The following is a 15,362-nucleotide window of genomic DNA, read 5'->3' on the forward strand; positions in this document are numbered from 1 at the left end:
CGCTAAGCTTCGCCGATGCCCTCGCAATCCTCTGCCGCCGTGCTGGCGCTGACCTTCGTCAGCTGCCCGGCGGAACACGCCGATGCCGTGGCGCGCACGCTCGTCGAACAGCGCCTCGCCGCCTGCGTCAGCGTGCTGCCGCAGCTGCGCTCGGTCTATCGCTGGCAGGGCGCGATCGAAAGCGCCGACGAGGCGCTGCTGCTGATCAAGCATCCGGCCGAGCGCTTCGACGCGCTGCGCGCGGCGGTGCTGGCCGTGCATCCATACGAACTTCCGGAAATCGTCATGGTCGGTGGCGACGCGGTCCATCGACCGTATCTCGACTGGGTCATCGCTTCGTGTTCCTGAATCTCCCCGCGCGGCACCACGCGCTGGCGTGCGCACTGCTCGTCGCGGCCGCGGCGGCCCAAGCCTCGTCGCCGCTGCTCGAGCGCCGGCCGGCGCTCGATGCGCTGTTGCCGGCCGAGCAGGCCTTCGATCTGCTGCCGATCGAATGGCGCGACGGCGCCTTGCGGCTGAGCTGGAACATCGCGCCCGGTTACTACCTGTATCGCCAGCGCATCCGCGTCGAGGCGCTGGCGCCGGACGCCACCGGCCTGCTGGCGATCCGCCTGCCGGCCGGCATCGATCACGTCGACGAACATTTCGGCGCGGTGCAGATCTACCGCGGCCTGCTCGAGGCCAGCGTGCCGACGCAGGGCACGCCGCGCGCGGCGCTGCGCGTGCGCGTCAGCTTCCAGGGCTGCGCCGACGCCGGCGTCTGCTATCCGCCACGGACGGTCGTGCAGACCGTCGCCGCTCCGCTCCCCACCACGCGTCCGTAACCATGCGCAAGTTCATCGTCATCGCGGTCTTCGCCATCGTCGCCGGCGTCGGCGGCGCGTTCTCGTACTGGTATTTCTCGGCACCGCAGATGGAAGGCGCGAGCGATGTCGCGCCGGCCTTCAGCCTGACGACGCTCGACGGCAAGACGGTTTCCCTGCAATCGCTGCACGGCCACTGGGTGCTGCTGAACTTCTGGGCGTCGTGGTGCGCGCCGTGCATGGACGAAGTGCCGCATCTGGTCGCCGCACAATCCAATTACGCCGGGCTCGGGCTGCAGATCGTCGGTGCGGCGCTCGACGAAGCGAAGGCGATCGAACCGCTGGTGCGGCGCTTCGGCATCAACTATCCGGTCACCGCCGATTTCGCGACCGCGGAAGCGGCGATGCGCGCTTTCGGCAACGACAGGGGCGCACTGCCCTTCTCCGTGCTCATCGATCCGGACGGCTTCATCGCCGAACGCGTGCTGGGCGGCATGAGCGCCGCACAGCTCGAAGGCCTGCTCAAGCGCCACCTCGGCCGCTCCTGAACATTCGTTTGACAACTAACGGCGAAAAGCCTCGATCTTGTAGGTAACTGCTGGCAAAACGTCCTCCCGCTTGTTTTTGCGCAGGGGCGTGGGCAGAATCGATCCATTCTGAAAACGAGACGCCCTGCTTGAGCCATCTGCTGCTGATCAACGGTCCCAATCTGAACCTCCTGGGAACCCGCGAGCCGGAGGTCTATGGCCGGCAGACGCTGGCGGACATCGAGCGCGACCTGGCCGCCGAAGCCGCCCGGCTCGGCCATCAGCTGGCGGTCTTCCAGAGCAACCACGAAGGGGCGCTCGTCGACCGCATCCAGCAGGCGCGTCAGGACGGCGTGCGCTTCATCCTGATCAATCCGGGCGCCTACACGCACACCAGCGTGGCGCTGCGCGATGCCCTGCTCGGCGTGGCGATTCCGTTCATCGAGGTGCATCTCTCGAACGTCCACGCCCGCGAGCCGTTCCGCAAGCATTCGTATCTTTCCGACATCGCCTTGGGCGTCATCGCCGGCTGCGGAGCACTGGGCTATCGCCTGGCGCTCACGGCCGCGCATGAGCGCCTTTCGCAGACCTGACGACGTCCCTGAGGAGGGGCAACATGGATTTACGCAAGATCAAGACGCTGATCGACCTCGTCGAGCAATCCGGCATTTCCGAGCTGGAAGTTCGCGAAGGTGAAGAGTCAGTGCGCATCAGCCGTCAGACGATGGCGGTGCCGGTCCAGCAGTTCACCCCCGCGCCGCCGGCTGCGCTGCCCGCCGCGCCGGCGCCGGCCGCCGCTGCGCCGGTCGCCAAGGTCGACAACCGCCACATCATCAAGGCGCCGATGGTCGGCACCTTCTATCGCGCGCCGTCGCCGGGCGCCAAGTCGTTCGTCGAAGTCGGCCAGACGGTCAAGGCCGGTCAGGTGCTGTGCATCATCGAGGCGATGAAAATGCTCAACCAGATCGAGGCCGACAAGGCCGGCGTCATCGTCGAGATCCTCGCGGAGAACGAAAAGCCGGTCGAGTTCGATCAGCCGCTGTTTGCCATCGAGTAAAGCGCAATGGCAAACCTCTTCCTGTCTTGCGATCACGTCATCGCCGGAGACTTCCGGCCATGAAAGAGATCAAGAAAATCCTCATCGCCAACCGCGGCGAGATCGCCCTGCGCATCCTGCGCTGCTGCCGCGAACTCGGCATCAAGACGGTCGCCGTGTACTCGACCGCCGATCGCGAGCAGAAACACGTGGCGCTCGCCGACGAAGCGGTGTGCATCGGCCCGCCGCAGGCCGGCCGCAGCTATCTCAACATGGCGGCGATCATCTCCGCCGCCGAGGTGACGCAGGCCGACGCCATCCATCCGGGCTACGGCTTTCTCTCCGAGAACGCCGACTTCGCCGAGTCGGTCGAGAAGTCGGGCTTCATCTTCATCGGCCCGAAGCCGGAGACCATCCGCCTGATGGGCAGCAAGACCAACGCCAAGGCGGAAATGATCGCCGCCGGCGTGCCTTGCGTGCCGGGTTCCGACGGCATCCTGCCGGAGGACGACGACGAATGCCTGCGCATCGCCGCGAACGTTGGCTATCCGGTGCTGATCAAGGCGGTGTCCGGTGGCGGCGGCCGTGGCATGCAGGTCGTGCGCAACGAGAGCGAGCTGCTCGGCAAGATCCGCATCGCCCGCACCGAAGCGCTCAACGCCTTCAAGGACGCCTCCGTGTTCATGGAGAAGTACCTCGAAGTGCCGCGCCACATCGAGTTCCAGGTGCTGTCCGACGGCCAGGGCAACGCCATCCATCTCGGCGAGCGGGACTGCTCGATGCAGCGCCGCAATCAGAAGGTCGTCGAGGAATCGCCGGCGCCGGGCATCACCGACGAGCAGCGCGCGGAGATCGGCGCACTATGCGTCGCCGCGTGCGTGCGCATGGGCTATCGTGGCGCCGGCACCTTCGAGTTCCTCTATGAAGACGGTCGTTTCTACTTCATCGAGATGAACACGCGCATCCAGGTCGAGCATCCGGTCACCGAGATGGTCACCGGCGTCGACCTGATCAAGGAAATGATCCGCATCGCCGACGGCAAGCCGCTGAAGAAGAAGCAGGCCAACATCAAGCTGCGCGGTCACGCCATTGAATGCCGCATCAACGCCGAGAACGCGCGCACCTTCGTGCCCTCGCCGGGCGAGATCAAGAAGTACCACGCGCCGGGCGGCCCGGGCATCCGTCTCGATTCGCATTGCTACGCGGGCTACAAGGTGCCGCCGCATTACGATTCGATGATCGGCAAGCTGATCGCCTACGGCTCCGACCGCAAGAGCGCGATCGCGCGCATGCGCCAGGCCCTGGCCGAGATGATCATCGAAGGCATCCAGACCAACATCCCGCTGCAGCGGCGCATCATGTCGGACGCCGTGTTCAAGGAAGGCAAGCACCAGATCCACTATCTCGAGCACATGCTCGAGCAGTGGGTGAACGAGGAGTGAGTGACGCCGGCACGCCTTGAACGGCAGGCCTGCGCCGCGAACGCCCGGCCGGCGGTCGATCCGCATGTGCCCACAGTCGGGACGGCCGCGACGAAACAGGAAAAAGCCCCGGCCCGCCGGGGCTTTTTCGCTTCTGCAGCGCATGGTCAAATGCCGGTGCCGAGTGGCGGCGCAGCAATAGGCAGCCGCAGGGGCGCTCACTAAGCTCGCCGCCATTCCCGGATGCTCATTCAGCAGGAGATGTCTCGATGAAACCCTACGGCCGCAAGGTGGCGATTCTCGGCGGGTCGCGCATTCCGTTCGCCCGGTCCAACACCGCCTACGCGACGAAATCGAACCAGGACATGCTGACCGCCGCGTTCAAGGGCGTGGTCGACAAGTTCCAATTGCACGGCGAGGCGATCGGCGAAGTCGCCGCCGGCGCGGTGCTGAAGCACTCGCGCGACTTCAATCTGTGCCGCGAATCGTTGCTGTCCTCGGGCCTGGCTCCGGAAACGCCAGCCTATGACCTGCAGATGGCCTGCGGCACCGGCCTGCAGGCGGCGATCAACATCGCCAACAAGATCGCGCTCGGCCAGATCGAATCCGGCATCGCCGGCGGCACCGACACGACGTCCGACGCGCCGATCGCGGTCGGCGAAAAGCTGCGCAAGATCCTGCTCGAGATCAACCGCGCGAAGACCGCCGGCCAGCGTCTCGCCGCGCTCGCCAAGTTCCGTCCGGCGATGCTGGCGCCGCAGATTCCGACCAATGGCGAGCCGCGCACCAAGATGAGCATGGGCCAGCACACCGAGGTGATGGTCAAGGAATGGAAGATTCCGCGCGAAGCGCAGGACCAGCTCGCCTACGAGTCGCACAAGAAGGCGGCGGCGGCCTGGGAGGCGGGCTTCTACGACGATCTCGTCGTGCCGTTCTCGGGCCTGTCGCGCGACAACAACCTGCGTGCCGACATCACGCTCGAGAAGCTGGCGTCGCTGTCGCCGGCCTTCGATCGCAAGTCGGGCCAGGGCACGCTGACCGCCGGCAACTCGACGCCGCTCACCGACGGCGCCTCGGCCGTGCTGCTCGCGTCTGAAGACTGGGCGAAGGCGCACGGCTTCAAGCCGCTGGCCTACATCACGCACGCCGAAACCGCGGCCGTCGACTTCGCCGGCCGCAAGCACGAGGGCCTCTTGATGGCGCCCGCCTACGCGGTCGCGCGCATGCTGAACCGCGCCGGCCTCAAGCTGCAGGACTTCGACTTCTACGAAATCCACGAAGCGTTCGCCGGCCAGGTGCTGTGCACGCTGAAGGCCTGGGAAGACCCGAAGTTCTGCAAGGAAAAGCTCGGTCTCGACGCGCCGCTCGGTTCGATCGATCGCGCCAAGATGAACATCAAGGGCGGCAGCCTCGCCGCCGGCCATCCGTTCGCCGCGACCGGCGGCCGCATCCTGGCCACGCTCGGCAAGATCATCGACGAGAACAACGGCGGCCGCGGCCTGATCTCGATCTGCGCCGCCGGCGGCCTCGGCGTGACGGCGATCGTCGAACGCGCCTGATCCTCGACACGCGCGCGTGAAAGGCCCGGCTCCGGCCGGGCTTTTTGTTGCTGCTGCTGCGCCGGCGTCTGGTGGTCTTTCCGCTCGGGCGCCTGGCTGGCTTTGTGCATAATCCGCGGAGACCCCGGGGGAGCCGAACCGATGAGCCTGCTGCGCACCAAGCCGTTCAAGCCCGACCACGGTAACGAACGCGGCCTCAAGCGCGTGCTGACGGCGTGGGATCTCGTGCTGCTCGGCGTCGGCGCCGTGATCGGCGCCGGCATCTTCGTGCTGACCGGCATCACGGCGGCGACGCAGGCCGGCCCGGCGGTCATCCTGTCATTCCTGGTCGCCGGTTTCGCCTGTGCCTGCGCGGCGCTCGCCTACGCCGAACTGGCGAGCGCGGTCGGCGGCGCCGGTTCGGCCTACGGTTACGGCTACGCGAGCCTCGGCGAGCTGCCGGCCTGGATCATCGGCTGGATGCTGCTCTGCGAATACATGGTGGCGATCCCGGCGGTGGCGACCGGCTGGTCCGGCTATGTCGTCAACGCGCTGCAATCGATCGGCGTCGGCCTGTCGCCCTTGCTGACCCACGGCCCCGACTGGTTCGGCAGCAGCGCGGCGGGCGCCGGGCTGATCAACCTGCCGGCCTTTCTCATCGTCCTCGTCATCGGCCTGCTGCTCGCCTCGGGCGCCAAGGCCAGCGCCATGTTCAACGCCATCATGGTGGCGGTGAAAGTCGCGGCGATCCTCTTGTTCATCGGCGTCGCCGTATTCCACATCAACCCGGCGAACTGGTCGCCGTTCATTCCGCCGCTGGAGGTCTCGACCACCGACGCGAGTTCCGGCTTCAGCTGGGAAATGCGCTTGATCGACGCGATCAAGTACGGGCTCGGCTTGGGCGCCGGCGGCGAAACACACTTCGGCGTGGTCGGCATCATGACCGGCGCCGCGACCATTTTCTTCGCCTATCTCGGCTTCGACGCGGTGTCGACCGCCGCCGAGGAGACGCGCAATCCGCAGCGCGATCTGCCGATCGGCATCATCGGCTCGCTGCTGCTGTGCACGGCGCTGTACATCATCGTCTCGATCCTGCTGACCGGCATCGTCAACTACCGCGAACTCAACGTGCCTTCGCCGGTCGCGCACGCCTTGCTGCAGATCGGCCAGTCCTGGGTCGCCGGCATCATCTCGATCGGCGCCATCGCCGGGCTCACGACCGTCATTCTCGTCATGTACTTCGGCCTGACGCGCGTGCTGTTCGCGATCGCGCACGACGGCCTGCTGCCGAAGTTCTTCGCCTACGTGCATCCGAAGACCGGCACGCCGGTCGGTTCTATCGCCACCGCCGGCCTCATCATGCTGGCGTTCTCGGGCTTCGTGCCGCTCGGCAAGCTCGCCGAGATCGCCAACATCGGCACGCTGGGCGCGTTCGTCGTGGTCTGCGCCGGCGTCATCGTCATGCGCCGCACGCATCCGGACATGCCGCGCCCGTTCCGGACACCCGCCTCGCCGCTGATTCCGGCGCTGGGCGTACTGTCCTGCGGCTACCTGATGCTGAACCTGGTGACGTTCACCTGGGCGGCGTTCGGCGTGTGGATGCTGCTCGGCCTCGTCGTCTATTTCGGCTATTCGCGCACGCACAGCGCGCTCGCGATCAACGCCCCCTGACGCGCAGCCCTTCAAGGCGGAGCGGCCGCACGCGTATGATCCGGCGATGACCGTTCCATCCGCCTCATCGTCCTCGCCCGGCGCCGTTGCCGAACATGCGCGCGTGCAGCGCAGCGGCGTGCTGCTCGCCAATCTCGGCACGCCGGACGAGCCGACCGCGCCGGCGATCCGTCGCTACCTGCGCGAGTTCCTCAGCGATCGTCGCGTCGTCGAGATTCCGCGCGCGCTGTGGTGGCTCATCCTCTACGGCTTCATCCTGCCGTTCCGCCCGCGGCGCCTCGCGCACGCCTACCAGAGCGTGTGGACGGCCGAGGGCTCGCCGCTGCTCGCCATCAGCCGTGCCCAGCAGGCCGGCCTGCAGGCGCGGCTCGGCGGCGGCGGTCATGATGAGGTGCCCGTCGCGCTCGGCATGCGCTACGGCAATCCCTCCATCGCCAGCGCGATCGACGATCTCGTCCGGCGCGGTGCGCGGCGCATCGTCGTGTTGCCGCTGTATCCGCAATATTCGGCGACGACCACGGCGTCGGTATTCGATGCCGTACTCGCGCGCGTCCAGCCCATGCGCTGGTGGCCCGAGCTGCGCTTCGTCAACGGCTACCACGACCGCGCCGACTACATCGCCGCGCTCGCCGACTCGGTCCGTGCGCACTGGCAGCGCCACGGCCGCGGCGAGCACCTGCTGATCTCGTTCCACTCGATTCCGCTGAATTACCTCGAAGCCGGCGATCCGTACTACTGCTTCTGCCAGAAGACCGCCCGCCTGCTGGCCGAGGCGCTGGACCTCGCGCCGGATGTGTGGAGCCTCAGCTTCCAGTCGCGGCTCGGCAAGGCGAAGTGGTTGTCGCCGTACACGGACGTCACCGTCGAGCGTCTCGGACGCAGCGGCGTGCGCACGCTGGACACGATCTGCCCCGGCTTCTCGGCGGACTGCCTGGAGACGCTGGAGGAAGTGGCCTTGCGCTACGGCGAGGCCTTCCGCGCCGCCGGCGGCGGCGAGCTGCGCTACGTCGCCGCGCTCAACGCCGGCGAGCGCCACCTCGATCTGCTCGCGGCGCTGGCACGCGATCACCTCGCCGGCTGGGCGCCGGCGGCGGCGCCTGACGCGCACGCAGCGTCCGACGCGCGCGTCGCGCTGCTGCGGCGCGGCTTCTGAAGCCAGCCTCGGCCGCGCCGCAAACAAGAAGGCCCTCCGCGCGGAGGGCCTTCTGCTCGACGGCGAACCGGCGCCTTACTGCTTGCCGACCTTCGCGCCGGCCTCGACGCTGAGGCCACCGTTCGCCGCATCGGCCGTGCCCTGAACCGCACCGCCGACGGCGCCGCCCACCGCGCCGAGCGTCGATCCGGCGGCATTCACCGCCGACTTGCCCGCTTCCTTGGCCTTGTGACCGGCCTTCTTGGCGCCGGCACCGACTTTCTGCGCGCCGGCCTTGGCGGCTTCACCCGCCTTCTGTCCCGCACCGACCGCGGCGTCCTTCGCCGTGCCGACGCCCGCCTCGACCTTCGCCGCGGCGTCGTGCGCCGCGTGCTGTCCCATGTCGTGCATGTCGTGCATGCCCTGCATGGCGGAATTGGCGTTCGCGTCGGCATCGGCCTGCGCGGCGGCCGGCGGCACCGACGCGTCGACCTTGACGCCGGCTTCGACGCCGGCAGCGAGGACCGGCGCGCTCAGCCCGGCACCGATGACGAACACCGCAATCGCGGAATAACGGGTTTTCATGGAAATCTCCTTGAATGATCGAAACGCCATGCCGGCATCTGCCGGCCGCGGCGTGGCGCGACTATAGGGCAGCCGACGTCAATGTCGTGTGTCGGAAAAAGTCGCCAGCCGAGCAACGGCCTCGTCGATGAAAAAGAAAACCCTCCGCTGCTCGCGCAGCGGAGGGTTTCACCATCAGACAGCGTGTCGCTTATTCGCCGCGGGTGCGCGTCTCGGCACGGCGGTTCTGCGCACGACCTTCTTCGGTGTCGTTGGTCGCGACCGGCTTCGACTCGCCGTAGGCGTAGGTGTTGAGACGGCCCGGCTCGACGCCCTTGCCCAGCAGATACTGCTTGACGGCGTTGGCGCGGCGCTCCGACAGGCCCTGGTTGTAGCCGTCGGTGCCCGTCGAGTCGGTGTGGCCCGACACGTCGACCTTCAGCGCCGGATACTTCTGCGCGACCTGATTGATGACATTGGCCGCGTCATCGAGCATTTCCTTCGCATAATCCGAGAGATCGGACTTGTCGAACTCGAAGTGCACGTCCTCGAAGCGCAGATCCGCGCCCGAACCGGTGATCTTGAAGCGGCCGGAACCGAGCGTCGTCGGGCAGCCCTTGTCGTCGACCGCGACGCCAGGCGGCGTACCCGGGCACTGGTCGAGGCCGTCCGGCACGCCGTCGCCGTCGGAATCGACCGGGCAGCCCTTGGCATCGACCTTCACGCCCTTCGGCGTACCCGGGCAGAGATCGGCATCATCCGGCACGCCGTCGCCATCCGAATCCTTGATTTCGGCCACCGGCTTGACCGGCTTGCTGCCGATCGCCGAAACGAGGCTCAGCTTGATGACCGGCTCGCCGAAGCTGCCGTAGCCCTTGAAATCGGTGTCGATCCAGCGGTAGCGCGCATCGAGGCGCATGCCGAGGCTGTCGTCGAAGAACGAGGACTTGAAGTACTTGAAGAAGCCGAAGCCGGCATCGACGAACGGATCGGTCGACGTATCGTCGCCGAACCCGACCGGGGGATTCTTCAGCTTGTTGTACATGCCGCCGACGCCGATGCTGGCGTAGGGCGAGAATTTCGGATTGCGCGAGTAGAAGAACAGGCCGTCCAGCTTCAGGCCGTACTGGCGCCAGCTGTTCGGATCGCTGGCACCGTCGCTCTTGAACTTGTCCCAGGAGCCCTGGACTTCCCAGCCCCAGTACTGGTTGATCGCGGCGCCGAAGCCGAGGAACGAACCATTGCCGTTCGAGGAGTTGCGGTCGCTGTCCTCGAAAGTGTACGTGTAACCGCCATCAATGTACGGCCGCATTTCCTGCTCGGCTTCCTGCGCCAGAACCGGCATGGCGCAAGCGGCAAGCAGGAACGCAAGTCCGGCACGGTGCATTTTTTTCATCGCCGAATCTCCCAACCTCTTGTTGTCCAGACAGACAGAAAGCGTGTGCTGCGGCAGTCATTATACGCAGCAGTTTTTGCACTGCAGCGAAATGCCGGGGACAGCCCTGTCCAACCCCGACTTGCCAGCAACACCTCGAACGTCCATTCTGCCGCGCAAACTGGAACTTTTCCAGCGAGTTGCGCGAACAAAAACAGAAATGAGCGAATTCCTTACCGCCTACGGCCTGTTCCTCGCCAAGGCCGTGACCTGGATCACAGCGATCGTCCTGGTCAGCGTTTTCCTGATCACCCTGCTGCGCAGCGCACGCAGCGAGGCCGGACCGGAGCGGCTCGACATCCGCAGCCTGAATCGTCGCTACGAGGGCCTCGCCGACGCCATTCGTGAGGAAATCCTCGACGGAACCGCGCTCAAGCATCTGCATAAGCAGCGCAAAACCGATGCCAAGCTGCGGGCGAAACGCGACAAGGACGGCCAGCGCGAAGCGCGGCCGCGGGTCTATACACTGCAATTTCGCGGCGATCTGCAGGCCTCGGCGGTCGAGTCCCTGCGCGAGGAAGTCAGTGCCGTGCTGCAGGTGGCCGAAGCCGGACGCGACGAAGTGGTGCTGCGCCTCGACAGCGAGGGCGGCATGGTGCACGGCTACGGCCTCGCCGCCTCTCAGCTTGCCCGATTGCGGCACGCCGGCGTGCGCCTCACGGTCGCCGTCGACAAGGTCGCGGCCAGCGGCGGCTATATGATGGCCTGCGTCGCCGATCGCATCCTCGCCGCGCCGTTCGCGATCGTCGGCTCGATCGGCGTGGTCGGCCAGCTGCCCAATTTCAACCGCCTGCTCAAGCGTTTCGACGTCGATTACGAGCTGCATACGGCGGGCGATCACAAGCGCACCCTGACCCTGTTCGGCGAGAACAGCGAAGCGGGTCGCGAGAAGTTCCGCGCCGAAATCGAAGAGACGCACCGCCTGTTCAAGCGCTTCATCGTCGAATTCCGCCCGCAGCTCGACATCGACCGCGTCGCCACCGGCGAGCACTGGTTCGGCACGCAGGCCCTCGACCTGCGGCTGGTCGACGCGCTGCAGACCAGCGACGATTACCTGCTGTCGCGCGTCAAGGACGCCGACTTGTACAGCCTGCAGTTCCGCCGCCGCCAGCCGCTGGCGCAGCGCCTTTCGGAAGGCCTGGTGCGTCTCGGCATCGGTCTGCGCCGCAGCGTCGAGGAAACGACGTTGCCGCGCTGGCATTGATCCTTCCCCCAATCGTACCGGAGGCACTCCATGAAACTGACGAGCCGCAGCCTGTCGCGCAGCGGACGCATCCCCGGGCGCTGCGCCTTCGCCGTGCAGGCGCCGTTCGGGCATGTCCGCATGTCGGAGAACCGCAATCCGCATTTGCGCTGGAGCGGTGCGCCGGCGGCGACGCAGAGCTATGTACTGACCTGCATCGACGCCGACGCGCCGACCCGGCCGGACAACGTCAATCGGCAGGGCCGCGTCGTGCCGGCCAGCCTGCCGCGCGCCGAATTCGTGCACTGGCTGATGGCGAACATTGCGCCCGGCGTCAACGAAATCGCCGAAGGTGCTTGCAGCCAGGGCATCGTCGCGCACGGAAAGACCGCGCCGGCCGGCCCGCAGGGCGCCGTCCAGGGCCTCAACGACTACACCGGCTGGTTCAAGGGCGACGCCGCGATGGAAGGCCGCTACCTGGGCTACGACGGGCCATGTCCGCCGTGGAACGACGCCATCGTGCATCGCTACACTTTCGAGGTGCTGGCGCTGGACGTCGCGACGCTGGCCCTGCAACCCGGCTTCACCCTGGCCGAGCTGCGTCAGGCCATCGACGGTCACGTGCTGGCGCGCGCCGCCCTGGTCGGCCGTTACAGCCTCAACCCGGCCATTGGCCTGCGCTGAAGCGCGACCATAATCGGAAACTATTGCCACCGGCGGCGGTCTACACGCCGCTGCCCATCCGCAGCCTGACCCCGAGATTGATTCCCGATGTCCAAAGAATTCGCCGTCAAGCTCATTGCTCCGCTCGCGGTTTCGGCGTCCATCCTCGGCGCCGCTTTCATGATTTCCTCGGCGCCGCCGAGCGCGCACGCCGACATCCCGGTCACGCCGCAGCAGCAGCAGCTGCCCGTCGTCGGCGGCGTGCCGTCGCTGGCGCCGATGATCAAGCCAGTGCTGCCGGCCGTGGTCAATATCTCGGTGACCGGCGAGGTCGAAGTCCGCAATCCGCTGATGGAAGACCCGTTCTTCCGCCGTTTCTTCGACGTGCCCGACCAGCCGCAGGAGCGCGAGTTCCAGTCGGTCGGCTCGGGCGTGATCATCGACGCCGGCAAGGGCTACGTGATCACCAACAATCACGTCGTCAAGGACGCCAAGGAGATCAAGGTCCGCCTCAATGACGATCGCGAGTTCGAGGCCAAGCTGATCGGCCGCGACGACGGCACCGACATCGCCGTGCTGCAGATCAAGGCCGACAAGCTGACCGCCCTGCCGCTCGGCAATTCCGATGCGCTGCAGGTCGGCGATTTCGTGGTCGCCGTCGGCTCGCCTTACAACCTGCGGCAGACCGTCACCAGCGGCATCGTTTCGGCGCTCGGCCGCACCGGCATCAGCGACGGCTACGGCGATTTCATCCAGACCGACGCCTCGATCAACCCCGGCAACTCTGGCGGCGCGCTCGTCAACCTCAAGGGTGAACTGGTCGGCGTGCCGTCGATGATCTTCTCGCAGTCCGGCGGCAACGTCGGCATCGGCTTCGCCATTCCCGTCAACCTGGTCAAGACGATCATGGCGCAGCTGATCGACCATGGCTCGGTCGAGCGCGGCCGCATCGGCGTCGTCGGCGGCCAGGAAGTGACGCCGGAGCTCGCCAAGGCGCTCAATCTGCCGAGCAGCCGCGGCGCGCTGATCGGTCGCGTGGTGCCGGGCTCGCCGGCCGAAAAGGCGGGCCTCAAGGCCGGCGACCTCGTGGTCGCCGCCAACGGCAAGGACATCACCGACTTCGCGCAGCTGCGCAGCATCGTCGGCCTGATGCGCGTCGGCGAGAAGGTCGATTTCAAGCTCTATCGCGACGGCAAGCTGAAGAACGTCACGGTGACGGTCGGCAAGGATACGCAGCAGGCGATGACGGTCACCAAGGACGTCTCGCCGCGCCTCGCCGGCGCCACCTTCGCCCCGGTCGACGACAGCATGCGCGACGACGACATCGACAGCGGCATCGTCGTGAAGTCCGTGCAGCCGAACTCGGCGGCCGCCAAGGCGGGCCTGCGTCCGAACGACGTCATCATTGCCGTCAACCGCCAGCCGGTGACGACCATGGAGGACTTCAACAAGCTGATTTCCGGCAAGGGCCAGCTGCTGCTGCAGCTGCGTCGCGGACCGGGCGCCTTGTTCCTGCTCCTGCAGTAAGCGGCGCATAGCGCGACAGACGCCGGCAGCGCCACGCCGGACGGGCGGCGGCCTTATACTGAGGCTGCCGCCCTTTGTTTTTCCGAAGCAATGATCGAAGCCGAACTGCAACAGCTCGAGGACCGCGTGCAACGCCTCATGGCGGCCTATCGGCAGGCGCGCCTCGAACAGAAGCGAGCCATCCAGGAACGCGATCGCGCCCTGGCGCTGAACGCCGAGCTGCGCCGGCGCATCGAAGGCATCGTCGAGCGTGTGCGCTCGCTCGAATCGGAGCAGGAATCATGACCGCCAACAAGGACGCGAGCGAACCGCTCAGCATCACCGTGCGCATCATGGGCAAGGAGTATGCGGTCGCCTGCCCGCCCGACGAGCACGAGGCGCTGATCAAGTCGGCCGATTATCTCAACGAGCGCATGACCAGCATCCGCAAGCGCGGCAAGGCGCTCGGCGCCGAGCGCATCGCCGTGATGGCGGCGCTCAACATCGCGCGCGAGTTGCTCGAACTCAAGGGCGTCGAAGGCGTCGCGCAGCCGGACCCGGCGACGGTGCAGCGCCTGCGTCAGCTCGCGCTCGACATCGACTCGACGATGTCTCTGGAGTGACGAGCGGTACGAGCGCATGCGCTTCGCGTGATATTCTGTGGCCGTGTCTCCTGCAGTGTTCGCGAATCGGTTTGGTACCCTTGAGCCTATTTGCAAAACCCCGGGAGCCGTAACCACGCCGGGCGTGCAGGCCCACCACGCAGTGGGAAGCCCGAAGGCATGGCGAGGTGCCCACTTGAGACTACGTCTCAAGGTCGATGACCGATGACGGCACAGGCGGGAGACACCTATTTCCTCAAGCAGGCGCTGCGCCGCGAACTTCGCGCGCGGCGCCTGTGCGTTTCCGGTGCCCGCAAGGCGCGCGCATCGGCACAGGCGGCACAGCAGGCCCTGCGCCTGCTGCTCGCGCTGCGCGCGCGCCGCGTCGCCGTCTATCTCGAGTACGGCAGCGAACTGCCGACGCGAGCGCTGCTCGCTCTCCTGCAGGCGCATGCGCTGCGTGTCGCGGTGCCGCGCATCACCGGCCCCGGCGCCATGCACTTCGAATGGCTGCGCGCCGGCACGCCGCTGCGCCGCAACCGCTACGGCATCGCCGAACCGGCGCGGCGCGGCGCGCGGGCCTGGCGCCGGGAGTTCGATGCCATCGTGCTGCCCCTGCTCGGCTTCGACATGCATGGCAACCGGCTCGGCACCGGCGGCGGCTACTACGATCGCTGGCTGGCGCGGCCGCGCAGCACGCCGCGTCCGCGTTATCTCGGCTACGCTTACGCGATCCAGCAAGTCGAACAGATTCCGCGCGAGCCCTGGGACGTGAAGCTCGATGCGGTCATCACCGAAAAAGGGACCCTATGGCCTACTGGTTGATGAAGTCCGAGCCCGATGCCTTCTCGATCGACGATCTCGCGGCGCGTCCGAAGCAGACCGAACCCTGGAACGGCGTGCGCAACTACCAGGTGCGCAACATGTTCCGCGACCAGTTCAAACCCGGCGACGAGGCCTTCTTCTATCACTCGAGCTGCGAGCTGCCCGGCATCTACGGCCTGATGAAGGTCGTCAGCGCGGCGTATCCCGATCCGACCCAGTTCGATCCGAAATCGGACTACTACGATCCCAAGTCGACGCGCGAGGACCCGCGCTGGCTGCTGGTCGACGTGAAGTTCGAGCGCAAGCTCAAGAAACCGATCACCCTGACGATGCTGCGCGAGCACGAGAAGCAGCTCGATGGCCTGATCATCCTGCAGCGCGGCACGCGACTGTCGGTGACGCCGGTCAAGCCGGCGCACTGGAACGCCATCCTCAAGCTCGAAGCAACCTAAGCGC

At 66.8% G+C, this 15,362-nt stretch carries 18 protein-coding genes and 1 other RNA gene; 17 read left to right on the forward strand and 2 right to left on the reverse strand.

Annotation, left to right across the window (positions count from 1 at the left end):
* Nucleotides 1-15 precede the first annotated feature (15 nt).
* The 9 genes from cutA (at nt 16) to hemH (ending at nt 8,149) form a co-directional block, all read left to right on the forward strand.
* A complete protein-coding gene (gene cutA / locus K344_RS0110390; protein ID WP_028080619.1) occupies nt 16-348 on the forward strand; it encodes a divalent-cation tolerance protein CutA in 333 nt (110 codons plus the stop codon).
* Entirely contained in the window at nt 339-824 is a 486-nt protein-coding gene (locus tag K344_RS0110395; RefSeq protein ID WP_028080620.1) for a protein-disulfide reductase DsbD N-terminal domain-containing protein, read from the forward strand. The genes cutA and K344_RS0110395 overlap by 10 nt, the downstream gene beginning before the upstream one ends.
* A gap of 2 nt (nt 825-826) precedes the next feature.
* Nucleotides 827-1,351, forward strand: a complete 525-nt coding sequence (locus K344_RS21165; RefSeq protein WP_051362112.1) for a redoxin domain-containing protein — start codon at nt 827-829, stop codon at nt 1,349-1,351.
* 128 nt (nt 1,352-1,479) lie between these two features.
* Nucleotides 1,480-1,923 carry a type II 3-dehydroquinate dehydratase gene (gene aroQ, locus K344_RS0110405; RefSeq protein ID WP_028080621.1) on the forward strand — a complete coding sequence of 148 codons (444 nt, stop codon included), beginning with the start codon at nt 1,480-1,482 and terminating at the stop codon, nt 1,921-1,923.
* 23 nt (nt 1,924-1,946) lie between these two features.
* Nucleotides 1,947-2,387, forward strand: a complete 441-nt coding sequence (gene accB / locus K344_RS0110410) for an acetyl-CoA carboxylase biotin carboxyl carrier protein (RefSeq protein WP_028080622.1) — start codon at nt 1,947-1,949, stop codon at nt 2,385-2,387.
* Nucleotides 2,388-2,446: 59 nt separating this feature from the next.
* Nucleotides 2,447-3,808 carry an acetyl-CoA carboxylase biotin carboxylase subunit gene (accC, locus tag K344_RS0110415; protein ID WP_028080623.1) on the forward strand — a complete coding sequence of 454 codons (1,362 nt, stop codon included), beginning with the start codon at nt 2,447-2,449 and terminating at the stop codon, nt 3,806-3,808.
* 248 nt (nt 3,809-4,056) lie between these two features.
* Complete coding sequence (locus tag K344_RS0110420; RefSeq protein ID WP_028080624.1) at nt 4,057-5,346, forward strand: acetyl-CoA C-acetyltransferase; 1,290 nt, start codon at nt 4,057-4,059, stop codon at nt 5,344-5,346.
* A 141-nt stretch (nt 5,347-5,487) separates the two neighbouring features.
* Nucleotides 5,488-6,996 carry an APC family permease gene (locus K344_RS0110425; protein ID WP_028080625.1) on the forward strand — a complete coding sequence of 503 codons (1,509 nt, stop codon included), beginning with the start codon at nt 5,488-5,490 and terminating at the stop codon, nt 6,994-6,996.
* Nucleotides 6,997-7,042: 46 nt separating this feature from the next.
* Nucleotides 7,043-8,149, forward strand: a complete 1,107-nt coding sequence (gene hemH / locus K344_RS21170; RefSeq protein ID WP_051362113.1) for a ferrochelatase — start codon at nt 7,043-7,045, stop codon at nt 8,147-8,149.
* Nucleotides 8,150-8,224: 75 nt separating this feature from the next.
* Here hemH and K344_RS0110435 read toward each other — a convergent pair whose 3' ends face one another.
* Together K344_RS0110435 and K344_RS23040 are read right to left on the reverse strand one after the other, a co-directional pair.
* Nucleotides 8,225-8,713 carry a hypothetical protein gene (locus tag K344_RS0110435; protein WP_028080626.1) on the reverse strand — a complete coding sequence of 163 codons (489 nt, stop codon included), beginning with the start codon at nt 8,711-8,713 and terminating at the stop codon, nt 8,225-8,227.
* A gap of 190 nt (nt 8,714-8,903) precedes the next feature.
* Nucleotides 8,904-10,088 (reverse strand): OmpA family protein, encoded by a 1,185-nt coding sequence (locus K344_RS23040; RefSeq protein WP_084197258.1) that lies wholly within the window; start codon nt 10,086-10,088, stop codon nt 8,904-8,906.
* A gap of 199 nt (nt 10,089-10,287) precedes the next feature.
* Here K344_RS23040 and sohB point away from each other — a divergent pair, with 199 nt between their 5' ends.
* From sohB to K344_RS0110475, 8 genes are all read left to right on the forward strand, one after another.
* On the forward strand, nt 10,288-11,331 hold the full coding sequence (gene sohB, locus K344_RS0110445) for a protease SohB (protein WP_028080627.1): 1,044 nt from the start codon (nt 10,288-10,290) through the stop codon (nt 11,329-11,331).
* 30 nt (nt 11,332-11,361) lie between these two features.
* Nucleotides 11,362-11,994: a YbhB/YbcL family Raf kinase inhibitor-like protein gene (locus K344_RS0110450; RefSeq protein ID WP_028080628.1), complete on the forward strand. Its 633-nt coding sequence runs from the start codon at nt 11,362-11,364 to the stop codon at nt 11,992-11,994.
* Between the two features lie 87 nt (nt 11,995-12,081).
* Nucleotides 12,082-13,500, forward strand: coding sequence for a DegQ family serine endoprotease (locus K344_RS0110455; RefSeq protein WP_028080629.1), 1,419 nt, complete (start codon nt 12,082-12,084; stop codon nt 13,498-13,500).
* 90 nt (nt 13,501-13,590) lie between these two features.
* Nucleotides 13,591-13,785, forward strand: a complete 195-nt coding sequence (locus K344_RS0110460; protein WP_028080630.1) for a hypothetical protein — start codon at nt 13,591-13,593, stop codon at nt 13,783-13,785.
* Nucleotides 13,782-14,102 carry a cell division protein ZapA gene (locus K344_RS0110465; protein ID WP_028080631.1) on the forward strand — a complete coding sequence of 107 codons (321 nt, stop codon included), beginning with the start codon at nt 13,782-13,784 and terminating at the stop codon, nt 14,100-14,102. The genes K344_RS0110460 and K344_RS0110465 overlap by 4 nt, the downstream gene beginning before the upstream one ends.
* 44 nt (nt 14,103-14,146) lie before the next feature.
* Nucleotides 14,147-14,329, forward strand: a non-coding RNA gene (gene ssrS / locus K344_RS23505) — 6S RNA.
* Between the two features lie 46 nt (nt 14,330-14,375).
* Nucleotides 14,376-14,906, forward strand: coding sequence for a 5-formyltetrahydrofolate cyclo-ligase (locus K344_RS0110470; protein WP_245586189.1), 531 nt, complete (start codon nt 14,376-14,378; stop codon nt 14,904-14,906).
* Complete coding sequence (locus tag K344_RS0110475) at nt 14,891-15,358, forward strand: EVE domain-containing protein (RefSeq protein ID WP_028080633.1); 468 nt, start codon at nt 14,891-14,893, stop codon at nt 15,356-15,358. The genes K344_RS0110470 and K344_RS0110475 overlap by 16 nt, the downstream gene beginning before the upstream one ends.
* Nucleotides 15,359-15,362: the final 4 nt, after the last annotated feature.

Source organism: Solimonas soli DSM 21787, from assembly GCF_000474945.1.
Taxonomy (GTDB): domain Bacteria; phylum Pseudomonadota; class Gammaproteobacteria; order Nevskiales; family Nevskiaceae; genus Solimonas; species Solimonas soli.